This window comes from Phreatobacter sp. AB_2022a (genome assembly GCF_026847585.1).
Taxonomy (GTDB): domain Bacteria; phylum Pseudomonadota; class Alphaproteobacteria; order Rhizobiales; family Phreatobacteraceae; genus Phreatobacter.
Genome location: NZ_JAPSET010000010.1, coordinates 84,005 through 104,324 on the forward strand (window position 1 = coordinate 84,005; position 20,320 = coordinate 104,324).

A 20,320-nucleotide genomic window follows, 5' to 3' on the forward strand; every position below is an offset into this window, starting at 1 on the left:
TGCACGGATGCACGAGCGGCCAGGGCGAGCGGGCATGGGCATGCAAAGGGTGAAGATGGCGGGCGGCGCGGCGCCGGCGGCGCGGATCATGGCGCTCATTTCGAGACCGGTCGGCCGGCATGGCGCGACGCGGCAGCGGTTGAACCTGTCGGTCTCGGCCGCGGCGCTGCTCGCCGGCCTCATGCCGTGCGGCGCCCCAGCCCAGACCCTGCCCAGCGGCGGCACGGTCGCGGCCGGCACCGCGAGCATCGGCGCGCCGCAGGCCGGCGCGCTGACCGTCAACCAGTCGTCCCAGCGCGCCGTGATCAATTGGAACGCCTTCTCCGTCGGCGCGGGCGGACGCGTCACGTTCCAGCAGCCCGGCGCCGACGCCGCAACCCTCAATCGGGTGACCGGCAGCACCGCCTCGACCATTGCCGGCCAGATCCAGGCCAACGGCCAAGTCTATCTCGTCAATCCGAACGGCATCCTGATCACCCCGAGCGGCACGGTCGACACCGCCGGCTTCACCGCCTCGACGCTCGCCACGAGCGACCAGGACTTCATGGCCGGCCGCCGGCGCTTCACCGGCACAGGCGCGTCGGCCGACGTCACCAACCAGGGAACCATCCGCGTGCGCGGCGGCGGCGATGCCGTGCTGATCGGCGGACGGGTGACCAACGAGGGAACCATCGCAGCGCCCGGCGGCCGGGTCGGGCTTGCCGCGGGCGAGGCCGTCTCGGTCGACGTCGAAGGCGACGGCTTCCTGACCGTCTCGGTTCCGACCGGCAATCCGGACCGCGCCCAGGCGCTCATCCGCCAGACCGGCCGAATCCGGGCCCAGGGCGGCCGCGTGGAGGCGCGGGCGGCGACGAGCGCCGATGTCGCCCGCGCGGCGATCCAGCTCGGTGGCACGATCGAGGCCGGCGGCGTCGCCCAGACCGCCTCGGGCCTGCGCTTCGGAACCGCCCCGGACACCGGTGCGCCGCGTGTCGGCGCCGCCCGGCCACAGCCCGCCGCACAGGCCGGCAGACGCAGCACCCAGCCGCCACGCCCGAAACCGCCGGGCGCCGCCGGCACCGTCGTCGTCGACGGCGGCGCCGGCGGAACCGTCTCCGCCACCGGCCGCATCGACGCGTCGAGCCCGGCGCTGTCGGGCGGCGCGATCACCATCACCGGCCGGATCATCGACCTCGCCGGAGCGCGGATCGACGCGTCGGGAGGCACCAGCGGCGGCCAGATCCGCATCGGCGGCGACTACCAGGGCGGCGGATCGCTGCCACATGCCGAGACGGTCGCGATCGACGGTGCGAGCACCATCCGGGCCGATGCCCTCGGCTCCGGTGACGGCGGGCGGATCATCGTCTGGTCGGATCGCGACACGCGTTTCGCCGGCACCCTGTCCGCTCGGGGCGGCCCGCAGGGCGGCGACGGCGGCTTTGCCGAAGTGTCCAGCAAGGGTACCCTCGCCTTCACCGGAATGGCGGACATGCGCGCCGCCCTCGGGCGGTTCGGCACGCTGCTGCTCGATCCCTACAACATCGTCATCTCCAATGCGCCGGATGCCGGCCACGCGACCGGCAGCACCGGCGGCACCACCACCTTCACGCCGACCGGCACCAGCGTGATCAATGTCGCGACGCTCCAGGCGGCGCTGAATTCGGCCAACGTCACCATCACCACCGGCGGCTTCGGCAGCCCGGGAACCGAGGCCGGCGACATCACGGTGGCGAGCGCCATCACCTGGTCGAGCGGAAGCAGCCTGACGCTCAGCGCCTACCGCAACATCGCGGTCAATGCCGCCATCACCAATACCGGCGGCGCCACCATCGACCTGCGCGCCGACAACAGCGGCATGGGCAGCGGCACCGTGTCGTTCGGCGCGGGCATCCAGGTGTCGACCACGGGCGCAGTGAACGTCTACTACAATCCCGCGAGCAATCCGCCCACGGCGACGCCCTCGGTCAACGCCACGAGCTATACGACGGGCACCGACTACAGCGGCAACATCACCGGCGGCGGGACGCTCACCGCCTTCATGCTGGTCAACACTGTCTACGACCTGCAGAACGTCAACAACCGGCTGACGGGCAACTATGCGCTGGGGCGCGACATCGACGCCAGCGTGACGTCGGGCTGGAACAGCGGCGCCGGCTTCAAGCCGATCGGCAATCAGACGCTGAACACCTCGAACTACAACGTCTCCGGCACAGCCTTCAGCGGCATCTTCGACGGCTTGAACCAGGCGATTTCCAACCTGACGATCAACCGCCCGACAGGCAATCTCATCGGGCTGTTCACCGGCAATGCCGGGATCATCCGGAACCTTGGCGTCACCAGCGGCACGATCATCGGCGGCATCTATGTCGGCGGCCTGGTCGGCCAGAACAACGGCACCATCCTCAATTCATTCTCGGGCGCAGCGGTCGAGGCCGCGCGGACCGGCGGCGGCCTCGTCGGCAACAACGATCCCGGCGCCGTCATCCGCTCTTCCTACGCCACCGGCAATGTGACCGGCAGCTCGCGCGGCAACGGCGACAAGATCGGCGGCCTCGTCGGCTACAATGGCGGCAACATTACCGGCTCCTATGCGAGCGGCAATGTCTGGGCCTATGGCGGCCTGGCGGGCGGACTGGTCGGCCAGAACAACGGGTCGATCACCCAGGCCTACGCGACGGGGTCGGTCTACGGCTATACCGGGGTCGGCGGTCTTGTCGGCGGCAATTCCGGCCCGATCACGCAGGCCTATGCGACCGGCGCGGTCTCCGCGAGCTACATGCCGCAGACCGGCGGGCTGATCGGCTATGACGTGTCGAGCGGCTCGAACGTCACCAATTCCTACTGGGACACCCAAACCACCGGCATGAGCAACGGCAACGGCGCTCAGGCGGGAACGTTCCAGGCCACCGGCTTGACCACGGCCCAGTTCGCCAATGTCGCCAACATGCCCGGTCTGACCTTCGGCACCACACCCGGCGCCCCCGGTTTCGTCATGATCTCCGCCGACGGCTCGCTGAACAACACGAACGGCGGGCGCGGCGCGGCGCGGCCGTTCCTGCTGACCGAATTTTCGACCAGCATCGGCAATGCCCATCAGCTGCAGCTGATGGCGCTGGATCCATCCGCCTCCTACAGGCTGATGCGCAACATCGACATGTCGGCCGAGCTTTCGCGTCACTGGTTCACGTCGGACGTGCTCGGCGACGGCTACGGTTTCATGCCCGTCGCGGCCAACGGAGCGCAATTCACCGGGCAGTTCGACGGTGGCGGCCATACCATCGCGAACCTGGTCATCTCCCGGCCCTCCCTCGGCAATACCGGCCTGTTCGGCCTGGTCGCGGGAACGATCGGCAATGTCGGCCTCGTCAACGCGGCGGTGACCGGCGCGGCGGACGTGGGCGCGCTCGCCGGGACCGCCCTCGTCGGCTCCAGCATCATCAACGCCTATTCGTCCGGCACCGTCTCCGGAGCCAGCTCGGTGGGCGGCCTCGTCGGGGTCAACCGCGGGACGATCTCGCGGACCTATTCGTCGGCCGCCGTCACTGGCATCGGCGCCGATATCGGCGGCCTCGTGGGCGACAATTCCGGCGCCATCAGCCAATCCTATGCGACCGGCGCGGTCGGCGGCGCAAGCGCCGCTGGCGGGCTTGCCGGCAGGAACAGTGCCGGCGGCACGATCGCCGATGCCTATGCGACGGGCGCCGTCAGCGGCGGCGGTGGCCTGGTCGGCGACAACAGCGGCAGCATCACGCGAACCTACGCGACCGGCGCCGTGACCGGCGCGGGGACGGGCGGCCTCGCCGCAACGAATTCCGGCACGATCACCAATTCGTATTGGGACACGACGACATCAGGCAAGGGCACCAGCCAGGGCGTCGCCAGCAATTCCGGCACCTTCAACGCCAGCGGACTGACCACGGCACAGCTGCAGGATCTGTCGAGCTACCAGGCGACCTTCGGCGGCTGGGACTTCCAGGGCGTCTGGGCGCCGCCCAACCAGGTCGGCCAGAACAACGGCGCGAGTGCCGCGCACTATCCCGAGCTCTATGCCTTCCTCACCGTGCTGACCATTGCGCCGAACAGCGTCGGCCGCTTCTACGGCGATGCCAATCCGACGCTGACGGCAACCTATTACGGCAGCCTGAAGCCGGGCGACAGCTTCGCGACGCTGGCAAGCCTCGTCACCTCGGCCGCGCAGTTCTCCAATGTCGGCGACTACAGCATCACCGCGTCGGGAGCGTCGGTGACGAGCCCTTCGGGCAATGCCTATCGGCTGATCTATATTCCGGGCACGCTGACGGTGAATGCGCGCCCGCTGACCATCTCGGCCGACGCGAAGACCCGGATCTATGGCGACACCACCGACCCGGCCCTGACCTATCGGATCACCAGCGGCGCGCTGCTGAACGGCGACCAGCTCACCGGCGAGCTCACCACATCGGCCAACGCGACCAGGAATGTCGGCGTCTACGCCATCAATCTCGGCACGCTCGGCCATTCCAACTATGCCATCACCTATGTCACGGCCAACGAAACCATCACGGCCCGGCCGATCACGGTGACGGCCGACGCGGCGTCGCGCCACTATGGCGACGCCAACCCGACCTTCACCTATACGGTCGGCGGTCTCGGCCTCGTCAACGGCAACCAGCTCTCCGGCGCGCTGGCCACCGCCGCGACCGCGGCCTCGGGCGTCGGCAGCTATGCCATCACGCTCGGAACTCTCGCCAACCCCAATTACGACATCACCAGCTTCACGACGGCGAGCCTCGGCGTCACGGCCCGCCCGATCACGGTGGCCGCCGCGGCGCAGACGCGGCCCTACGGTGACGCCAACCCGACCCTGACCTATACGGTCGGCGGCCTCGGCCTCGCCAATGGCGACACGCTCGGCGGATCGCTGGCGACAGCGGCGACGGCAGCGTCGGGCGTCGGCAACTACGCCATCACCGCCGGCACGCTCGGCGATCCCAACTATCAGATCACGAGTTTCACCGGCGCCAGCCTCGGCGTCACCGCGCGGCCGATCACCATCGTCGCCGACGCCAGGAGCCGCGTCTATGGCGACGCCAATCCAGCGCTGACCTACAGCATCGGCGGCATGGGCCTCGCCAACGGCGACAGCCTGACCGGCGGCCTCGCGACGGCGGCGACGAGCACCAGCAATGTCGGCAGCTACGCCATCACGCAGGGCGATCTCGCGGCCTCGTCCAACTATGCCGTCACCTATGTCGGCGCCGGCCTCGCCGTCACCCAGCGCGCCATCACCGTCACCGCCGATGCCAGGAACCGCATCTACGGCGACGCCAACCCCGCACTCACCTGGCAGGTGACGAGCGGCTCCCTGGCCGGCGGCGACAGCCTGACCGGAGGCCTCGCGACGACGGCGACCGGCGCCAGCAATGTCGGCAGCTATCCGATCACGCAGGGCGACCTCGCGGTCTCGTCCAACTACGCCCTGACCTATGTCGGCGCCAGCCTCACCGTCACCCAGCGCGCCATCGCCGTCACCGCCGATGCCAAGAGCCGCGCCTATGGGGACGCCAACCCGACACTCACCTGGCAGGTGACGATCGGCTCGCTGGCCGCCGGCGACAGCCTGACCGGCAATCTCGCGACGGCGGCGACCGGCACCAGCGCCGTCGGCAGCTACGCCATCACGCAGGGCGACCTCGCAGCGTCCCCGAACTACATCCTGACCTATGTCGCGGGCCATCTCGCCGTCACCCCGCGCGCCCTCACCATCACCGCCGACGCCAAGAGCCGCACCTACGGTGACGCCAATCCCGCGCTGACCTACAGCATCGGCGGCATGGGCCTCGTCAACGGCGACGGCCTCACCGGCGGCCTCGCGACAGCGGCGACCAGCGCGAGCAATGTCGGTGCCCATGCCATCACGCAGGGCGACCTCGCCGCTTCGTCCAACTACGCCGTCACCTATGTCGGCGCCAGCCTCGCCGTCACCCAGCGGGCCATCACCATCACGGCCGACGCCAAGAGCCGTACCTACGGCGACGCCAATCCCGCATTGACCTACAGCATCGGCGGCATGGGCCTCGCCGCCGGCGACAGCCTCTCCGGCGGCCTCGCGACGGCCGCGACGAGCACCAGCAATGTCGGCAGCTACGCCATCACGCAGGGCGACCTTGCCGCATCGTCCAACTACGCCGTCAGCTATGTCGGCGCCAGCCTCACGATCGCCCAGCGGGCCATCACCGTCACCGCCGATGCCGCGAGCCGCGCCTATGGCGAGGCCAATCCGACGCTGACCTGGCAGGTGACGAGCGGCTCGCTCGCCGCGGGCGACAGCCTGACCGGCGGCCTCGCGACGACCGCGACGAGCACCAGCAATGTCGGCAGCTATCCCATCACGCAAGGCGACCTCGCCGCCTCGTCCAACTATGCCCTGACCTATGCCGGCGCCAGCCTCGTCGTCACCGCGCGGCCGATCACCATCACCGCCGATGCCAGGAGCCGCGTCTATGGCGAGGCCAATCCGGCGCTGACCTACAGCATCGGCGGCATGGGCCTCGCCAACGGCGACAGCCTGACCGGCGGCCTCGCGACGGCGGCCACCGGCACCAGCAATGCCGGCAGCTACGCCATCACGCAAGGCGACCTCGCCGCCTCGTCCAACTACGCCCTGACCTATGCCGGCGCCAGCCTCGCCGTCACCCAGCGCGCCATCACCGTCACCGCCGATGCCAGGAGCCGCATCTATGGCGACGCCAATCCCGCGCTGACCTACAGCATCGGCGGCATGGGCCTCGCCAACGGCGACAGCCTGACCGGCGGCCTCGCGACGACCGCGACGAGCACCAGCAATGTCGGCAGCTACGCCATCACGCAGGGCGACCTGGCGGCCTCCGCGAACTACGCCCTGACCTATGCCGGCGCCAGCCTCGCCGTCACCCAGCGCGCCATCACCGTCACCGCCAATGCCGGAAGCCGCATCTATGGCGAGCCCGATCCGGCGCTCACCTGGCAGGTGACCGGCGGTTCGCTGGTTAACGGCGACAGCCTGGCCGGCAGCCTCGCGACGGCGGCCACCGGCACCAGCCATGTCGGTACCTATGCGATCACGCAAGGCACGCTCGGCACCGGCAACTATGCCGTCACCTTCGTCGGAGCCGATCTCGCGGTCACCGCCCGCACGATCACCGTCACCGCCGACGCCAAGAGCCGGATCTATGGCGAAGCCAATCCGGCGCTGACCTATGGCGTCGGCGGCATGGGCCTCGTCAATGGCGACACCCTGTCGGGCGCCCTGGCGACCGCGGCCACCGGCCTCTCCGGCGCCGGCACCTATGCCATCGCGCTCGGTTCGCTCGCCAATGCCAACTACACCATCACGGGTTTTGCCGGCGCGAGCCTGACGGTCACGCCCCGCCCCGTGACCATCACGGCGCTCGACCTTGCCAAGAGCTTCGGTCAGCCCGACCCGGCGCTCGCCTACAGCATCGGCGGCATGGGCCTCGTCAATGGCGACCAGGTTGCCGGCGCCCTCGCGCGCGAGGCCGGCGAGACGGTCGGCAGCTACGCCATCCTGCAGGGCTCGCTGGCCCTTTCGCCCAACTATCTCCTGACCTTCCAGCCGGGCCGGCTGTCCGTCAGCCCGGTGCCCGCTCCGGTGTCGATCAGCCAGCTTGCGACCCTCACCGCGCCGGCACCGGACCTCACCGGCTCCGGCGGCACGACCGCACTCGACGGACTCACCGAAAGCGCCGCCGCAGGCGGCACCGGCCCGTCCTGCCGCCAGCAGCCGTCGGGCGGCATGACCTGCCCGTGACGCACAAGCATGCCGGCCGGCGCGCGGCGCGGCCGGCAAGAGCCGTCAATTGGCGATCGTGATGCGCACGCGGTCGGCCGAGAAATGCGACCGCGACCACTGGACCGGCACGCCGTCGCGGTCGACATTGACGCTTTCCATCACCAGGATCGGCCGACCGACCGCCACTTCGAGCCGCGCGGCATCGACCGCATCGGCAACGCCGCCGCCCACCCGCGTCAGCGAGCGGCGATAGTCGGCGACGTCGCAGGCGGCGAGCGCCGCCGAGATCGAGCCGGTTGCCGCATAGACCTCCGGCACCCTGGCGAAGCGCGGCATCGGAAAGGCCGCGATCGCCCAGGAGATCGGCACGCCGTCGGCGAAATGGGCGCTGTCGATGACGACCACGGGTGCCTCCGCGGCGAGCCCGAGCGCCTCGGCCATTTCAGGCGTGGCGCCGGCGATGCGATGGTCGATGAGGCGGCCGGCCGGTTCGCGTGCCTGGCCGAGAACGATCTCGGAGAAACGCGTGCGCGCGCCGATCGGATAGGCCAGCGGCTTGGCCTCCACATAGGTGCCCGAGCCCTGCGTGACCCGCACCAGCCCCTTGTCGACCAGCGACTTCAGCGCCTGCCGCACCGTGTGCCGGTTCACGCCGAATCGCTCCGACAGCGCCGCCTCGGTCGGCAGGCGCTCGCCCGACGCCAGGGCGCCGCTGGCGATCTCGGCCTCGATCGCCTCCGCGATCTGCCGCCAGACCGTTACTCCGCCGCCGCGTGCCAGCATGGTCCTCGATCCGTCATCCGCCTGTCACCGCTCAAAGCCGAAATGCGGCGCTTCCAGACGTTTCCGTCCTTCCGGCCCCGCGATCGGTCCGTCGATACCATGCCGTTCCGGCTTGATCATCAGGCCCGGCCGTCATAAAAGTATAATCATCTAGATGAATATACAAATCATGACCGACACACAGACCCCCATCGATTCCCCTGCCGCCGAAACGGCCGCCCGCAAGGCCGCCATGGCGATCGCCGCCCGCGCCACCGCGGCCGAGCTCGCGCCGGTCGAGACCGCCGTCTCGCCCATGCCCGAGATCCGCACGCTGCGGCAGCCCGAGATCGGCCTCGTCATGGTGCGCGGCCGGGTCGGCGGCGACGGCGCGCCGTTCAATCTCGGCGAAGCCACCGTCACCCGCGCGGCGGTCGCGCTCGCCGGCGGCGAGATCGGTTTCGGCCACGTGCTCGGCCGCGACCTCGACAAGGCGCGCCTTGCCGCGCTCGCCGACGCGCTCTGGCAGGTGCCGGCCCATCGCGCGGCGGTGGAAGCCGTGCTCGCCCCCGTCCGCGACCGGCTCGCCGCCGAGCGCAAGCTCAGCGCCGAACGGACCGCGGCCACCCGCGTCGACTTCTTCACCATGGTGCGCGGAGACAATTGATGGCCATCGCCAGCGCCTATTCCGATCCCGTCCACGAGGCGCAGCGCGCCTTCCGCGCCACGATGAACGCGCTCGCCCGGCCCGGCACGATCCAGCCGGTCGCCGGCCTCGCCGAAGCGCCCCGCCCGCTCAGCCCGGTGGCCGCGGCGGTGGTGCTGGCGCTCGTCGACTTCGAGACCAGCCTCTATCTCGATCCGGCCGCCGCGACCGAGGAGACGAGGGCCTACCTGACCTTTCACAGCGGCGCGCGGCTGACCGACGATCCGTCCAAGGCGAATTTCGCTGTGATCGCCGATCCCCTGGCGCTCGGCGACCTCGCAGGCTTCGCGCTCGGCACCGACGCCTATCCCGACCGGTCCACCACGCTCGTCCTGCAGGTGCCGGCGCTTGGCACCGGCCGGACATTCCGCCTCGAAGGTCCCGGCATCAAGGGCGAGGCGACGCTTGCCGCGGCAGGCCTTCCCGAGAACATCGCCGCCGCGCTTGCCGCCAACCATGCGCTGTTCCCGCGCGGCGTCGACCTCGTGCTCGCCGGCCCTTCCGGCATTGCCGGCCTGCCGCGCACCACCCGCATCAGCGAGGCCTGACATGTATGTCGCAGTCAAAGGCGGCGAACGCGCCATCGAGAACGCCCACGCGCTGCTCGCCCATATCAGGCGCGGCGATCCGGCGGTTCCCGAGATCACCGCCGCCCAGGTCGGCGAGCAGCTCACCCTCGCCGTCGACCGGGTGATGACCGAGGGCTCGCTCTATGACCGTCCGCTCGCCGCGCTCGCCGTCAAGCAGGCCCGCGGCGACCTCGTGGAGGCCGCCTTCCTGGTGCGCGCCTTCCGCACCACGCTGCCGCGCTTCGGCGCCAGCGAGCCCGTCGACACCGCCGCCATGGCGGTGCGCCGCCGTGTCTCGGCCACCTACAAGGACATTCCCGGCGGCCAGGTGCTGGGCCCGACCTTCGACTATACCCATCGGCTGATCGACTTCCTGATCGAGGCCGGGGCGCCGGTGCCCGAGCCGAAGCGCGCGCCGGCCGACGAGACGCCGATGCCGCGGGTCACCGACCTCATTGCCGAGGACGACCTGATCGAGCGCAATCCGCTGCCCGAGCCGGACGCCCCGGTCGGCGACCTCACGCGCGAACCGCTCGACTTTCCCGCCGGCCGCGACCTGCGCCTGCAGAACCTCGCCCGCGGCGACGAGGGCTTCCTCTTGGCGCTCGGCTATTCCACCCAGCGCGGCTTCGGCCGCACCCATCCCTTCGCCGGCGAGATCCGGCTCGGCGAGGTCGAGCTCGAATTCTTCGCCGAGGAGGTCGGCTTTGCCGTGCCGCTCGGCGAGCTCACGTTGACCGAATGCCAGATGGTGACCCAGTTCAAGGGATCGGGCAGCGAAGCGCCGCGCTTCACCCGCGGCTATGGCCTCGCCTTCGGCCATTGCGAGCGCAAGACCATGGCCATGGCCCTGGTCGACCGGTCGCTGCGCGCCCGCGAGCTCGGCGAGGAGGTCACCGCGCCGGCCCAGGACGAGGAATTCATGCTGATGCATTCCGACAACGTCCAGGCCACCGGCTTCGTCGAGCACCTCAAGCTGCCGCACTATGTCGACTTCCAGGCCGAGCTCACCCTCCTGCGCAAGCTGCGCGCCGAACATTTCGCGCGCGCCGAAGCCGCCGACAAGGCCGGAGCCGAGGCGCCGGCGCCCCTGAAGGATGCCGCGGAATGACCGCCACCATGACCGCCCAGAGCACAGCGCAGTACAATTTCGCCTATCTCGACGAACAGACCAAGCGGATGATCCGCCGGGCCATCCTGAAGGCGATCGCCATTCCCGGCTACCAGGTGCCCTTCGCCTCGCGCGAGATGCCCATGCCCTATGGCTGGGGCACCGGCGGCGTGCAGGTGAGCGCGGCGATCCTCGGCGCCGGCGACGTGCTCAAGGTGATCGACCAGGGCGCCGACGACACCACCAATGCGGTGTCGATCCGCAAGTTCTTCGAGAAGACCTCCGGCATCCGCACCACCACCGCGACGGCGGAGGCGACGATCATCCAGACGCGCCACCGCATTCCCGAGAAGACGCTGACCGAGGACCAGGTGCTGGTCTATCAGGTGCCGATCCCCGAGCCGCTGCGCTTCCTCGAGCCGCGCGAGACGGAGACCCGCGTCATGCACGCCCTCGCCGACTACGGGCTGATGCATGTGAAGCTCTACGAGGACATCGCCACCCACGGCCATATCGCCACCACCTATGCCTATCCGGTGAAGGTGGAGGGGCGCTACGTCATGGATCCCTCGCCGACGCCGAAATTCGACAATCCGAAGATGGACGACTGCGCCGCGCTGCAGCTGTTCGGCGCCGGCCGCGAGAAGCGCATCTATGCCGTGCCGCCCCATTCCAGGGTGGTCTCGCTCGATTTCGAGGACCATCCGTTCGAGCCGACCCGCTTCGACCGGCCCTGCGACCTCTGCGGCGCACGCCACACCTATCTCGACGAGGTGATCACCGACGACCGCGGCGGCCGCATGTTCGTCTGTTCCGACACCGACCATTGCGAGGAGCGCCGGGCCGAAGGCCATCGCGGCGACCTGCTCGGCGAGGCTCCGGCCGCCATCGCGGGAGTTGAGGCATGACCAGCCAGACCACGGCCGCCGCGGCCGAACGGCCCCTGATGATCGCCGAGGGCGTGTCGAAGTTCTACGGCGCCCGCATCGGCTGCCGCGACGTCTCCTTCGCCCTGCATGCCGGCGAGGTGCTGGCGGTGGTCGGTGAATCCGGTTCCGGCAAGTCGACCCTGCTGCGGCTTCTCTCGGGGCAGATGGCGCCCTCGGCGGGACAGGTGCTCTATGCCATGCGCGACGGCGTCACCCGCGACATCGTCTCGCTGTCGGAGGCCGAGCGGCGCTTCCTATTCCGCACCGACTGGGGCTTCGTCCACCAGGACGCCGCCCAGGGCCTGCGCATGGGCGTCTCGGCCGGCGCCAATGTCGGCGAGCGCCTGATGGCGGTCGGCTGGCGCCACTACGGCCATATCCGCACCGAGGCGGAGACCTGGCTCGAACGGGTCGAGATCGACCGGGCGCGCATCGACGACCGGCCGACCGCCTATTCGGGCGGCATGCGCCAGCGCCTGCAGATCGCCCGCAACCTCGTCACCAGCCCGCGCCTCGTCTTCATGGACGAGCCGACCGGCGGCCTCGACGTGTCGGTGCAGGCGCGCCTCTTGGACCTCGTCCGCGGCCTCGTCGCCGATCTCGGCCTCGCCGCCATCGTGGTCACCCACGACCTGGCGGTGGCCCGCCTCCTGTCCCACCGCATCCTGGTCATGAAGGACGGCCGCGCCATCGAGACCGGTCTGACCGACCAGGTGCTCGACGACCCGCGCGAGCCCTATACCCAGCTGCTCGTCTCCTCGATCCTGCAGCCATGAGGAACATCACTCTCAAGCCCGCCCCACTGCATCAGGCATGGCCGTGGTTCGAGGCTCGCCTGCGGCTCGCACCTCGCCATGAGGAGCGGGGGCGTGCTGCATCGGCGGCGGTGCGGGCCAGCCCTCGCCCGCACCATGAGGCCGGAAGCGGCACAGCATCGGCCGCGGTGCAATGGGGTGCCCAGTCCTCCGGGTTGCGTGAGCACGCGCGATGCCATTCACCACCCATCCTCATGGTGAGGTGCGGGCGCAGCGAGCCTCGAACCGCGGCGCCCCTCGCTGCAGGGCATGCAAACGAAGATCAAGAAGGACACGTGATATGATCCCGGCCCTGAGCCTGACCGACGTCGGCAAGAGCTTCACCATGCATCTGCAGGGCGGCCTGACCATCCCGGTCGTCTCGGGCGTGTCGCTGGACGTTCATGCCGGCGAGTGCATCGTGCTGGGCGGCCCGTCCGGCGCCGGCAAGTCGTCGATCCTGAAGATGATCTACGGCAACTACCGGATCGATTCGGGCGCCGTCCGGGTGCGCGACGGCGCCGGCGCGCCGGCCGGCGAGATCGTCGATATCGCCGCCGCGGCGCCGCGCCGGATCCTCAAGCTGCGCCGCGACACGATCGGCTACGTCTCGCAGTTCCTGCGCGTCATCCCGCGCGTGCCGGCGCTCGCCGTCGTCGCCGAGGCGGCGGTGGCCTTCGGCCTGCCGCGCGAGACGGCGGAAACGCGGGCCCGCGCGCTGCTGACCCGCCTGCACGTCCCCGAACGGCTCTGGTCGCTGCCGCCGGCGACCTTTTCCGGCGGCGAGCAGCAGCGCGTCAACATTGCCCGCGGTTTCATAGCCGACCATCCGATCCTGCTGCTTGACGAACCGACCGCTTCGCTGGATGCCAGGAACCGCGCGGCGGTGGTCGAGCTGATCGAGGCCAAGAAGGCCGCCGGCACGGCGATCGTCGGCATCTTCCACGACGACGACGTGCGCGAGCGGGTCGCGACCCGCGTCGTCGACGTCACCGCCTTCGCCGCGGGCGCGCCGGCCCAGGCGGTCGCCTGAGCCGGCGGGAAACAGGGAGCCGATGCCGGAGCCGACACGACAGGAGCCGCCCCGACCCGCCTGTCGCGTGCCTTTCGTCCGCCTGGTCCAACATCGGCCACGAGGGCGAGCCAAAGACACGCGGCGCGCCGCCTGAATGCCTGCCGCAAGAACAGTCCGACACGAACTGCCAAGACCGATCATGAGTGACCGACCATGAGAGCCACCACCGACAAGGGCGCAGTCTCGCTCTTCGCCCGCCGCATCGTCCTCGCCGACCGCGAGGTCGCCGGCACCATCGTCGTCGAGAACGGCGACATCGTCGCCGTCGAGGAGGACCGTCAGCGGCCGGAGGCGATCGACTGCGGCGACGACCTGATCATTCCCGGTCTCGTCGAGCTGCACACCGACCATCTCGAACCGCATTACGCGCCGCGCCCCAAGGTCTACTGGAACCCGCTGTCGGCGGTCTTCGCCTATGACGCGCAGATCGCCGCCTCCGGCATCACCACCGTGTTCGACAGCCTGCGCGTCGGCCGCGACGACGACCGGCCGGGCGTGTCCGATGCGCTGCTCGAACTGTCGGAAGGGCTCGAGGAGGCCAAGCGCAGCGGCCTCCTGCGCGCCGATCACCACACCCACCTGCGCTGCGAGATCCCCTCGCGCGGCGTGGTCGAGGAGGCGAGCGACTACCTCGCCCGCTTCGACGTCCGGCTGATGTCGCTGATGGACCATACGCCGGGCCAGCGGCAGTTCCGCGACGAGGAGAAGCAGCGCGTCTACTACCGCGGCAAGAGCGGCCTCGCCGAGGACGAGCTGACGGCCCTGTTCGAGGCGCGCAAGGCGCGCTCGGCGATCATCGCCGAGCCGAACAAGCGCGGCCTGGTGGCGCTCGCCCATGATCGCGGCATCGCGCTGGCGAGCCACGACGACACGCTGGAGGAGCATGTCACCGAATCGCTCGCCGACAGGGTCTCGATCGCCGAGTTCCCGACCACGGTGGAAGCGGCACGCGCCTCGCATGCGGCCGGCATCGCCGTCCTGATGGGCGCGCCCAATGTCGTGCGCGGCGGCTCGCATTCCGGCAATGTCTCGGCGCTGGAGCTGGCCGAGGCGGGCGTGCTCGACATTCTCTCGTCCGACTATGTGCCGATCAGCCTGATCCAGGGCGCCTTCGGCCTGGCCGGCGTGCCGGCGGTGGGCGGCCTTCCCGGCGCCATCCGCACCGTGTCGAAGGCCCCGGCCGAGGCGACCGGCATGACCGACCGCGGCGAGATCGCCGTCGGCAAGCGCGGCGACCTGGTGCGCGTCGTGCTGGTCGGCAGCCAGCCGGTGGTGCGCCAGGTCTGGCGCACCGGCCTCCGGATCTCCTGACCGAACGAGGATCCGCCGCCCATGTCCGTGCCCGGCACGCTCGATCATGCCAATGGCGTCGCTTCCGCCCCGGCCGAACCGATCGGCCCGGGCCGGCTCGTGCTGGTGGTCGGACCGAGCGGCGCCGGCAAGGACACGCTGATCGAGGCGGCGCGGCAGCGGCTCGCCGGCGACGAGCGCGTGCTGTTCCCGAGCCGTGTGGTGACCCGGCCTCCCTCGGCGGCGGAAGCCAATGCCGAGGTGGACGTGGCGACCTTCGCGACCCTCGCCCGCATCGGCGGCTTCGCCCTGTCCTGGTCCGCGCATGGCCACGACTACGGCATTCCGATCGCCATCGACCATCTGCTGCGCGAAGGCCGGACCGTCGTGTGCAATGTCTCGCGCTCGATCCTGGACGCGGCCCGCCGGCGCTACCAGAGCGTGATCGTGGTCGAGATCACCGCGCCGCCCGCCGTGCTCGCGGCCCGCGTCGCGGCGCGCGGCCGGTCGAGCGACGGCGACCCGTCCGCGCGCGTCGCCCGCCGCGTCGAGACCGGCGCGCCGGCCGACGTCACCATCCTCAACGACGGCCCGGTGGAAGCGGCCGTCGAGCACTTCCTCGCGGTCCTGGTCGCGCCGGTCGCGTGAGATTCCGCGCGCGATTGCGCGGCATTGCGGGTGGCCGTGGTTCGAAGCCCGCGCCAGGGCGCGGGCTCCTCACCCACGAGGGTCGGCAAAGCATGACATCAAGCGCGGTCATGAAGCGCTTCGCACAGGGCTTCATGAGCAAGCCTGCTGCCATTCACCTCCCCAGCTCATGGTGAGGTGGGAGCGAAGCGACCCTCGAACCACGGCCGCGCCTGGTGCCATGTAGCCTTAAGCGGTTACGCGCCTCGAACCACGGCGCCCTTCCCGCCAACCACCTGCGCAAGCCCCTCCCCCTGGAAAAGCCGCGCCGGCGCGATAGCTTCTGGCTGCAGCGGGGCGTCAGCCCCGCGCCGGCACGCCAGGAGGAACCGCCCCGTGAACCGCTATGTCGCCCGCATTCCCATGATGGTGCATTGCCCCGAGCCCATGGAATTTGCCATCAAGGATGTGCTGGAAGGCGAATACGAGGCCGATTACGACGGTATCGGCCTCGATATTCTCGATATCGGCGCCAATGTCGGCTCCTTCGCGCTCTGGGCCGCGGCCCGCTGGCCGGGCAGCCATGTGCGCTCCTTCGAGCCGCATCCGGGCACCTTCGACTACCTGAAGCGCAACACCGCGGGCCGGCGCGACATCACCATCGTCAATGCGGCGCTGTTCCCCGGCCCCGCGCGGCGGGCGACCTTCGTCAGCCGCTATGCCGGCGACGGCGAATCCGGGCTCGCGGCCTATTCCGGCGACACCTTCGTCGCCGGCCACATGGCCGAGACCTACGAGGTCGACGTCGTCGATCCGGCGAGCCTGCCCTCGGCCGACGTCGTCAAGATCGACATCGAGGGTGGCGAGGGCGACGTGCTCGCCCATCTCGACCTGTCGAAGACCTCGCTGGTCCTGCTCGAATTCCAGAACCGCCGGAACCGCGAGCAGATCCGCGCGACCCTGTCCGGCGATTTCCAGATCCTGCACGACGAGGAATGTTCCTGGGATCCGCTGCTCGGCTATGCCGGCTATCGCGCCGACCTGAAGGGCGATGCCTATGGCCGCATCTTCGCGGTGCGCCGCAACGTGACGCGGATGACGCGGCGGCCGTCCATCGACCGGTGACGGCCCGACCGGAAAGACAAGGGCCCGGTCTGCACCGGGCCCTCGGCTGTCTGCGACCGGCGCCGCTCAGCGGGCGCGCAGGAATTCCGGCACGCGCAGCAGCACCATCTCGTTGTCGTCGGCCTGGTTCGGATCGCGGCTCGAGGAGAACGGCAGGTTGTTGTCGTTGCCGACGATGATGTGGTCGGCATCGACCACGTCGACATTCTCGATGGTGAAGAACGGGAACTGGAAGTGGCCGCCCGACAGCGGCTTGCGGGCGCGGCTGTCCGGATCCTGGATGCGCAGGAGGTCGATGAAGCCGATCTTGCGCACCGGGCCGCCGGCATTGGCGTCGGTCATCTCGATCTTCCAGACGCGCTTGATGCGCGGCAGGGCGTGGAAGCAGGTCTCGGCGCGCTGGCCCTGCGGGCAGGCCCGCTCCGGCACGCCCTCATTGTCGTCGCGCACGATGATCAGGCCGGTCGTGCCGTCGATCATGTTGAAGTCGCCGATCGAGAGGTTGTTCTCCTCCAGCACGAACTTCCAGTGGCGTCCGGTCCAGCGGCCGGCCTGCACGTCGAATTCCAGGATGCGCAGGTACTGCTTGCCGTCGAGCATTTCGAGGCCGTTGCTCTGGGGATCCCACAGCGCGCCTTCGAGCAGCGGATAGAGGAAGCGGCCGTCGGGCGAGGCCGCCATGCCCTCGAAACCCTTGGACCGGCGCACCCGGAAGTCGACCGGGCCGCCCGGCACGGCCGGCGTCGTCACCGCGGGATGGTCGGGCGAGCGCACCACCTGGCCGTCGACCTGGGTCTCGAACACCGCTTCCACCTTGCCGGTCATGTCGACGCGGATGAGGTAGGGGCCGAGCTCGTCGCCGATCCAGATCTTGCCGCCGATGATCTGGAAGCTCTCGGTGTCGAAGTCGGCGCCGGTCAGGTAGCGCCGCTCGGTGCCCTCGTTGGCGATGCGGAACGGCACCTTTTTGTCGGGATCGGACAGGAAGACGGTCTCCAGGCGCTCGAACGAGCCCTTCTCCCAGTCGATCCGGTAGCGGTTGAGATAGAGCATCGAATCCGGCGAATTGGCCTTGGAGCCGAAACCGTTGTCGGTCAGCACCCAGAACGTGCCGTCGGCCATGCGCCGGATGCCGGAATGCCCCTGGGCCGGCTGGCCGCGGAACGGCAGCGACAGGCCCGTCGGGCGGCCGGCGGAGCGGCCCATGATGGTGCCGACGGCATCGACGCGCGCCGGGCCGGTGAACTTGCCGGAGACCTGCAGGTCGGCCGGCGCGTCGGCCGGCGGCTGGATGAAGGTCGCCGCCGGCAGCAGGGCATGGCCGGCGAGACGGGCCGGGAACTCCTGCTGGGCGAGGACCGGCGTGGCCGCGAGGAGGGCGGCGGCGAAAATCAGGGCGCGCATCAAGGGCTCCGGACATATCGAGGAACGGGCGCTCCTTGGCGGATCAGCCTGACAGCGGCGTAACGGATCGATGACGGCGGGATGACGGGCCACAGATGGCCTGGCATTGCGACGCTCGGCCGCAGAGGACGGCCGCGGCGGGCGGTGCCGCGGGCGGCCGTCGTTCCGGGCTGCCATCGTTCTGCCCCATCAAGGCTTATCAGAGCTGGGCAAGCCGGCTACGCGTACCTATCTGTTGGTTCGGACCGGCCTGCCCATATGAGCGCTTTGGCGGTCTTCTGTGTCCGAGTGCTGCCGTTTATGATCGCATCCCGCCTATCGGATCCCGCCTCATGCCGCGCGAGACGTTACCGGACCAGACCCAGGATGCGGAGGCCAAGGCCCTCGCCGCCCGGCGGCGCGCCGATCTCGAACTGGCCGCGCCGGCGCCCTCGCGCGGGGTCGGCCTGTCGGGCAAGCTGCTGATGCTCACCGCCATCTTCGTGATGGTGGCGGAAATCCTCATCTTCCTGCCTTCGGTCGCGACCTACCGGATCAGCTGGCTCGACGACCGGCTGGCCTCGGCGCGCACCGCCGCCCTGGTGCTGGAGGCGGCGCCCACCGGCATGGTGCCGGAGGCGCTGATGCGCGAGCTCCTGAACAGCGCCGGCGCCCAGGCCGTGGCGCTGAAGACCGGCACGACGCGCCGCCTGCTCGCCGTCTCCGAGCAGCCGCCGGAGGTCGACGTGACCGTCGACATGCGCGAGCGCACGCTGATGGGCTCGATCGGCGATGCCTTCGACACGCTGTTCGCGCGCGACGGCCGCATCCTGCGCGTCATGGGCACGGCGCCGCGGGCCGGCGACTTCGTCGAGATCGTGCTGGACGAGACGCCGCTCAGGCGCGCCATGCTGCGCTTCTCGAAGACCATCATCCTCCTGTCGCTGCTGATCTCCTGCATCACCGGCGCGCTGGTCTATCTGACGCTGCACCTGATGTTCGTGCGGCCGATGGCGCGGCTGACCAGCACCATGATCGCCTTCCGCGAGAATCCGGAGGATCTGAGCCGGGTGATCGTGCCGAGCGGCCGCAAGGACGAGGTCGGCGTCGCCGAATACGAGCTGCAGACCATGCAGCAGTCGCTGCACGACACGCTGGCGCAGCGCTCACGCCTCGCCGCCCTCGGCCTCGCGGTCTCCAAGATCAACCACGACCTGCGCAACCTGCTCGCCTCCGCCCAGCTGTTCTCCGACCGGCTCGCCGACGTGCCGGATCCGACCGTGCAGCGATTCGCGCCGAAGATGATCCAGGCGCTCGACCGGGCCATCGCCTTCTGCCAGTCGACCCTGTCCTATGGCCGCGCCCACGAGGCCCCGCCCCAGCGCGCCGCCGTGCGCCTCGCAGCGCTCGCCGACGAGGTGCGCGACACGATGGGTCTCGGCTTCGAGGCGCGCATCGCCTTCATCAACGGCGTGCCCGAGGAGCTCGTCGTCGACGCCGATCCCGACCACCTGTTCCGGGTGCTGCTCAATATCGGCCGCAACGCCCAGCAGGCGCTGGAGGCGCGCGCGCCCAACGATCCCGTCCGCGACCAGGTGCGGGTCGGCGCCCGGCGCGAGGGCACGGTGGTGGTGATCGAGGTCTCCGACACCGGCCCCGGCATTCCCGACCGCGCCCGCGCCCATCTGTTCGAGGCCTTCCAGGGCTCGACCCGGCCCGGCGGCACCGGCCTCGGCCTTGCCATCGCCTCCGAGCTGGTGCGCGCCCATGGCGGCACCATCGCGCTCGCCGACGGCACGCTGGGCGCCACCTTCCAGATCACGATTCCCGACCGGCCGATCGATCTCGCCGCCATCCGCAAGTCGCAGCGCCGCCGCGCCTGACGGCGCGGACGGCGCGTTTGCCGGGGCCCGACGCGGCAAACCCGCGGCCCGCCTGGCCTTGCGCCGGCCCTTGGATGCAGCCGGCAAAAATCATCCACAGCGCCGGGCCGACGCTCTTGCAATCCGCCGAGAAACAGCTTATTCGACCGCCTCCGTTCGAGACGTTCTTCACATCCCGAACGTGGCGCGCGCCCGTAGCTCAGCTGGATAGAGCACCAGACTACGAATCTGGGGGTCAGAGGTTCGAATCCTTTCGGGCGCGCCAAATACTACCGATTGCCCTCCACAGTACGCTATCGCCGCCTAATCTACGCCT

General features: G+C 70.1%; 13 protein-coding genes and 1 tRNA gene. 12 read left to right on the forward strand and 2 right to left on the reverse strand.

Going from position 1 to position 20,320, the window contains the following annotated elements; genetic code table 11:
- The first annotated feature begins 34 nt into the window (after window positions 1-34).
- Complete coding sequence (locus OZ671_RS09620; protein ID WP_268860554.1) at window positions 35-7,768, forward strand: MBG domain-containing protein; 7,734 nt, start codon at window positions 35-37, stop codon at window positions 7,766-7,768.
- Window positions 7,769-7,813: 45 nt separating this feature from the next.
- On the opposite strand, the gene phnF is transcribed toward OZ671_RS09620, so the two are convergent.
- The gene (phnF, locus tag OZ671_RS09625; RefSeq protein WP_268860555.1) at window positions 7,814-8,533 is read right to left on the reverse strand and encodes a phosphonate metabolism transcriptional regulator PhnF; all 720 of its coding nucleotides are present in this window, start codon (window positions 8,531-8,533) and stop codon (window positions 7,814-7,816) included.
- Between the two features lie 169 nt (window positions 8,534-8,702).
- Here phnF and phnG point away from each other — a divergent pair, with 169 nt between their 5' ends.
- From phnG to OZ671_RS09670, 9 genes are all read left to right on the forward strand, one after another.
- The gene (gene phnG, locus OZ671_RS09630; RefSeq protein WP_268860556.1) at window positions 8,703-9,179 is read left to right on the forward strand and encodes a phosphonate C-P lyase system protein PhnG; all 477 of its coding nucleotides are present in this window, start codon (window positions 8,703-8,705) and stop codon (window positions 9,177-9,179) included.
- A complete protein-coding gene (gene phnH, locus OZ671_RS09635) occupies window positions 9,179-9,766 on the forward strand; it encodes a phosphonate C-P lyase system protein PhnH (protein WP_268860557.1) in 588 nt (195 codons plus the stop codon). The genes phnG and phnH overlap by 1 nt, the downstream gene beginning before the upstream one ends.
- A 1-nt stretch (window position 9,767) precedes the next feature.
- Window positions 9,768-10,898 (forward strand): carbon-phosphorus lyase complex subunit PhnI, encoded by a 1,131-nt coding sequence (locus OZ671_RS09640; protein ID WP_268860558.1) that lies wholly within the window; start codon window positions 9,768-9,770, stop codon window positions 10,896-10,898.
- Window positions 10,895-11,806 carry an alpha-D-ribose 1-methylphosphonate 5-phosphate C-P-lyase PhnJ gene (locus tag OZ671_RS09645; RefSeq protein ID WP_268860559.1) on the forward strand — a complete coding sequence of 304 codons (912 nt, stop codon included), beginning with the start codon at window positions 10,895-10,897 and terminating at the stop codon, window positions 11,804-11,806. The genes OZ671_RS09640 and OZ671_RS09645 overlap by 4 nt, the downstream gene beginning before the upstream one ends.
- A complete protein-coding gene (gene phnK, locus OZ671_RS09650; protein WP_038308164.1) occupies window positions 11,803-12,603 on the forward strand; it encodes a phosphonate C-P lyase system protein PhnK in 801 nt (266 codons plus the stop codon). The genes OZ671_RS09645 and phnK overlap by 4 nt, the downstream gene beginning before the upstream one ends.
- A 319-nt stretch (window positions 12,604-12,922) precedes the next feature.
- Complete coding sequence (gene phnL / locus OZ671_RS09655) at window positions 12,923-13,654, forward strand: phosphonate C-P lyase system protein PhnL (RefSeq protein WP_268860560.1); 732 nt, start codon at window positions 12,923-12,925, stop codon at window positions 13,652-13,654.
- A gap of 195 nt (window positions 13,655-13,849) precedes the next feature.
- The gene (locus OZ671_RS09660) at window positions 13,850-15,007 is read left to right on the forward strand and encodes an alpha-D-ribose 1-methylphosphonate 5-triphosphate diphosphatase (RefSeq protein WP_038308169.1); all 1,158 of its coding nucleotides are present in this window, start codon (window positions 13,850-13,852) and stop codon (window positions 15,005-15,007) included.
- Between the two features lie 21 nt (window positions 15,008-15,028).
- Window positions 15,029-15,634: a phosphonate metabolism protein/1,5-bisphosphokinase (PRPP-forming) PhnN gene (gene phnN / locus OZ671_RS09665; protein ID WP_268860561.1), complete on the forward strand. Its 606-nt coding sequence runs from the start codon at window positions 15,029-15,031 to the stop codon at window positions 15,632-15,634.
- Between the two features lie 375 nt (window positions 15,635-16,009).
- Window positions 16,010-16,738, forward strand: a complete 729-nt coding sequence (locus OZ671_RS09670) for an FkbM family methyltransferase (protein ID WP_268860562.1) — start codon at window positions 16,010-16,012, stop codon at window positions 16,736-16,738.
- A 66-nt stretch (window positions 16,739-16,804) separates the two neighbouring features.
- Here OZ671_RS09670 and OZ671_RS09675 read toward each other — a convergent pair whose 3' ends face one another.
- Window positions 16,805-18,142, reverse strand: a complete 1,338-nt coding sequence (locus OZ671_RS09675; protein WP_268860563.1) for an esterase-like activity of phytase family protein — start codon at window positions 18,140-18,142, stop codon at window positions 16,805-16,807.
- Window positions 18,143-18,474: 332 nt separating this feature from the next.
- Between OZ671_RS09675 and OZ671_RS09680 the strand changes: the two genes are divergently transcribed.
- Window positions 18,475-20,004: an ATP-binding protein gene (locus tag OZ671_RS09680; protein ID WP_268860564.1), complete on the forward strand. Its 1,530-nt coding sequence runs from the start codon at window positions 18,475-18,477 to the stop codon at window positions 20,002-20,004.
- A 188-nt stretch (window positions 20,005-20,192) separates the two neighbouring features.
- Window positions 20,193-20,269 (forward strand) — tRNA-Arg (locus OZ671_RS09685).
- Window positions 20,270-20,320: the final 51 nt, after the last annotated feature.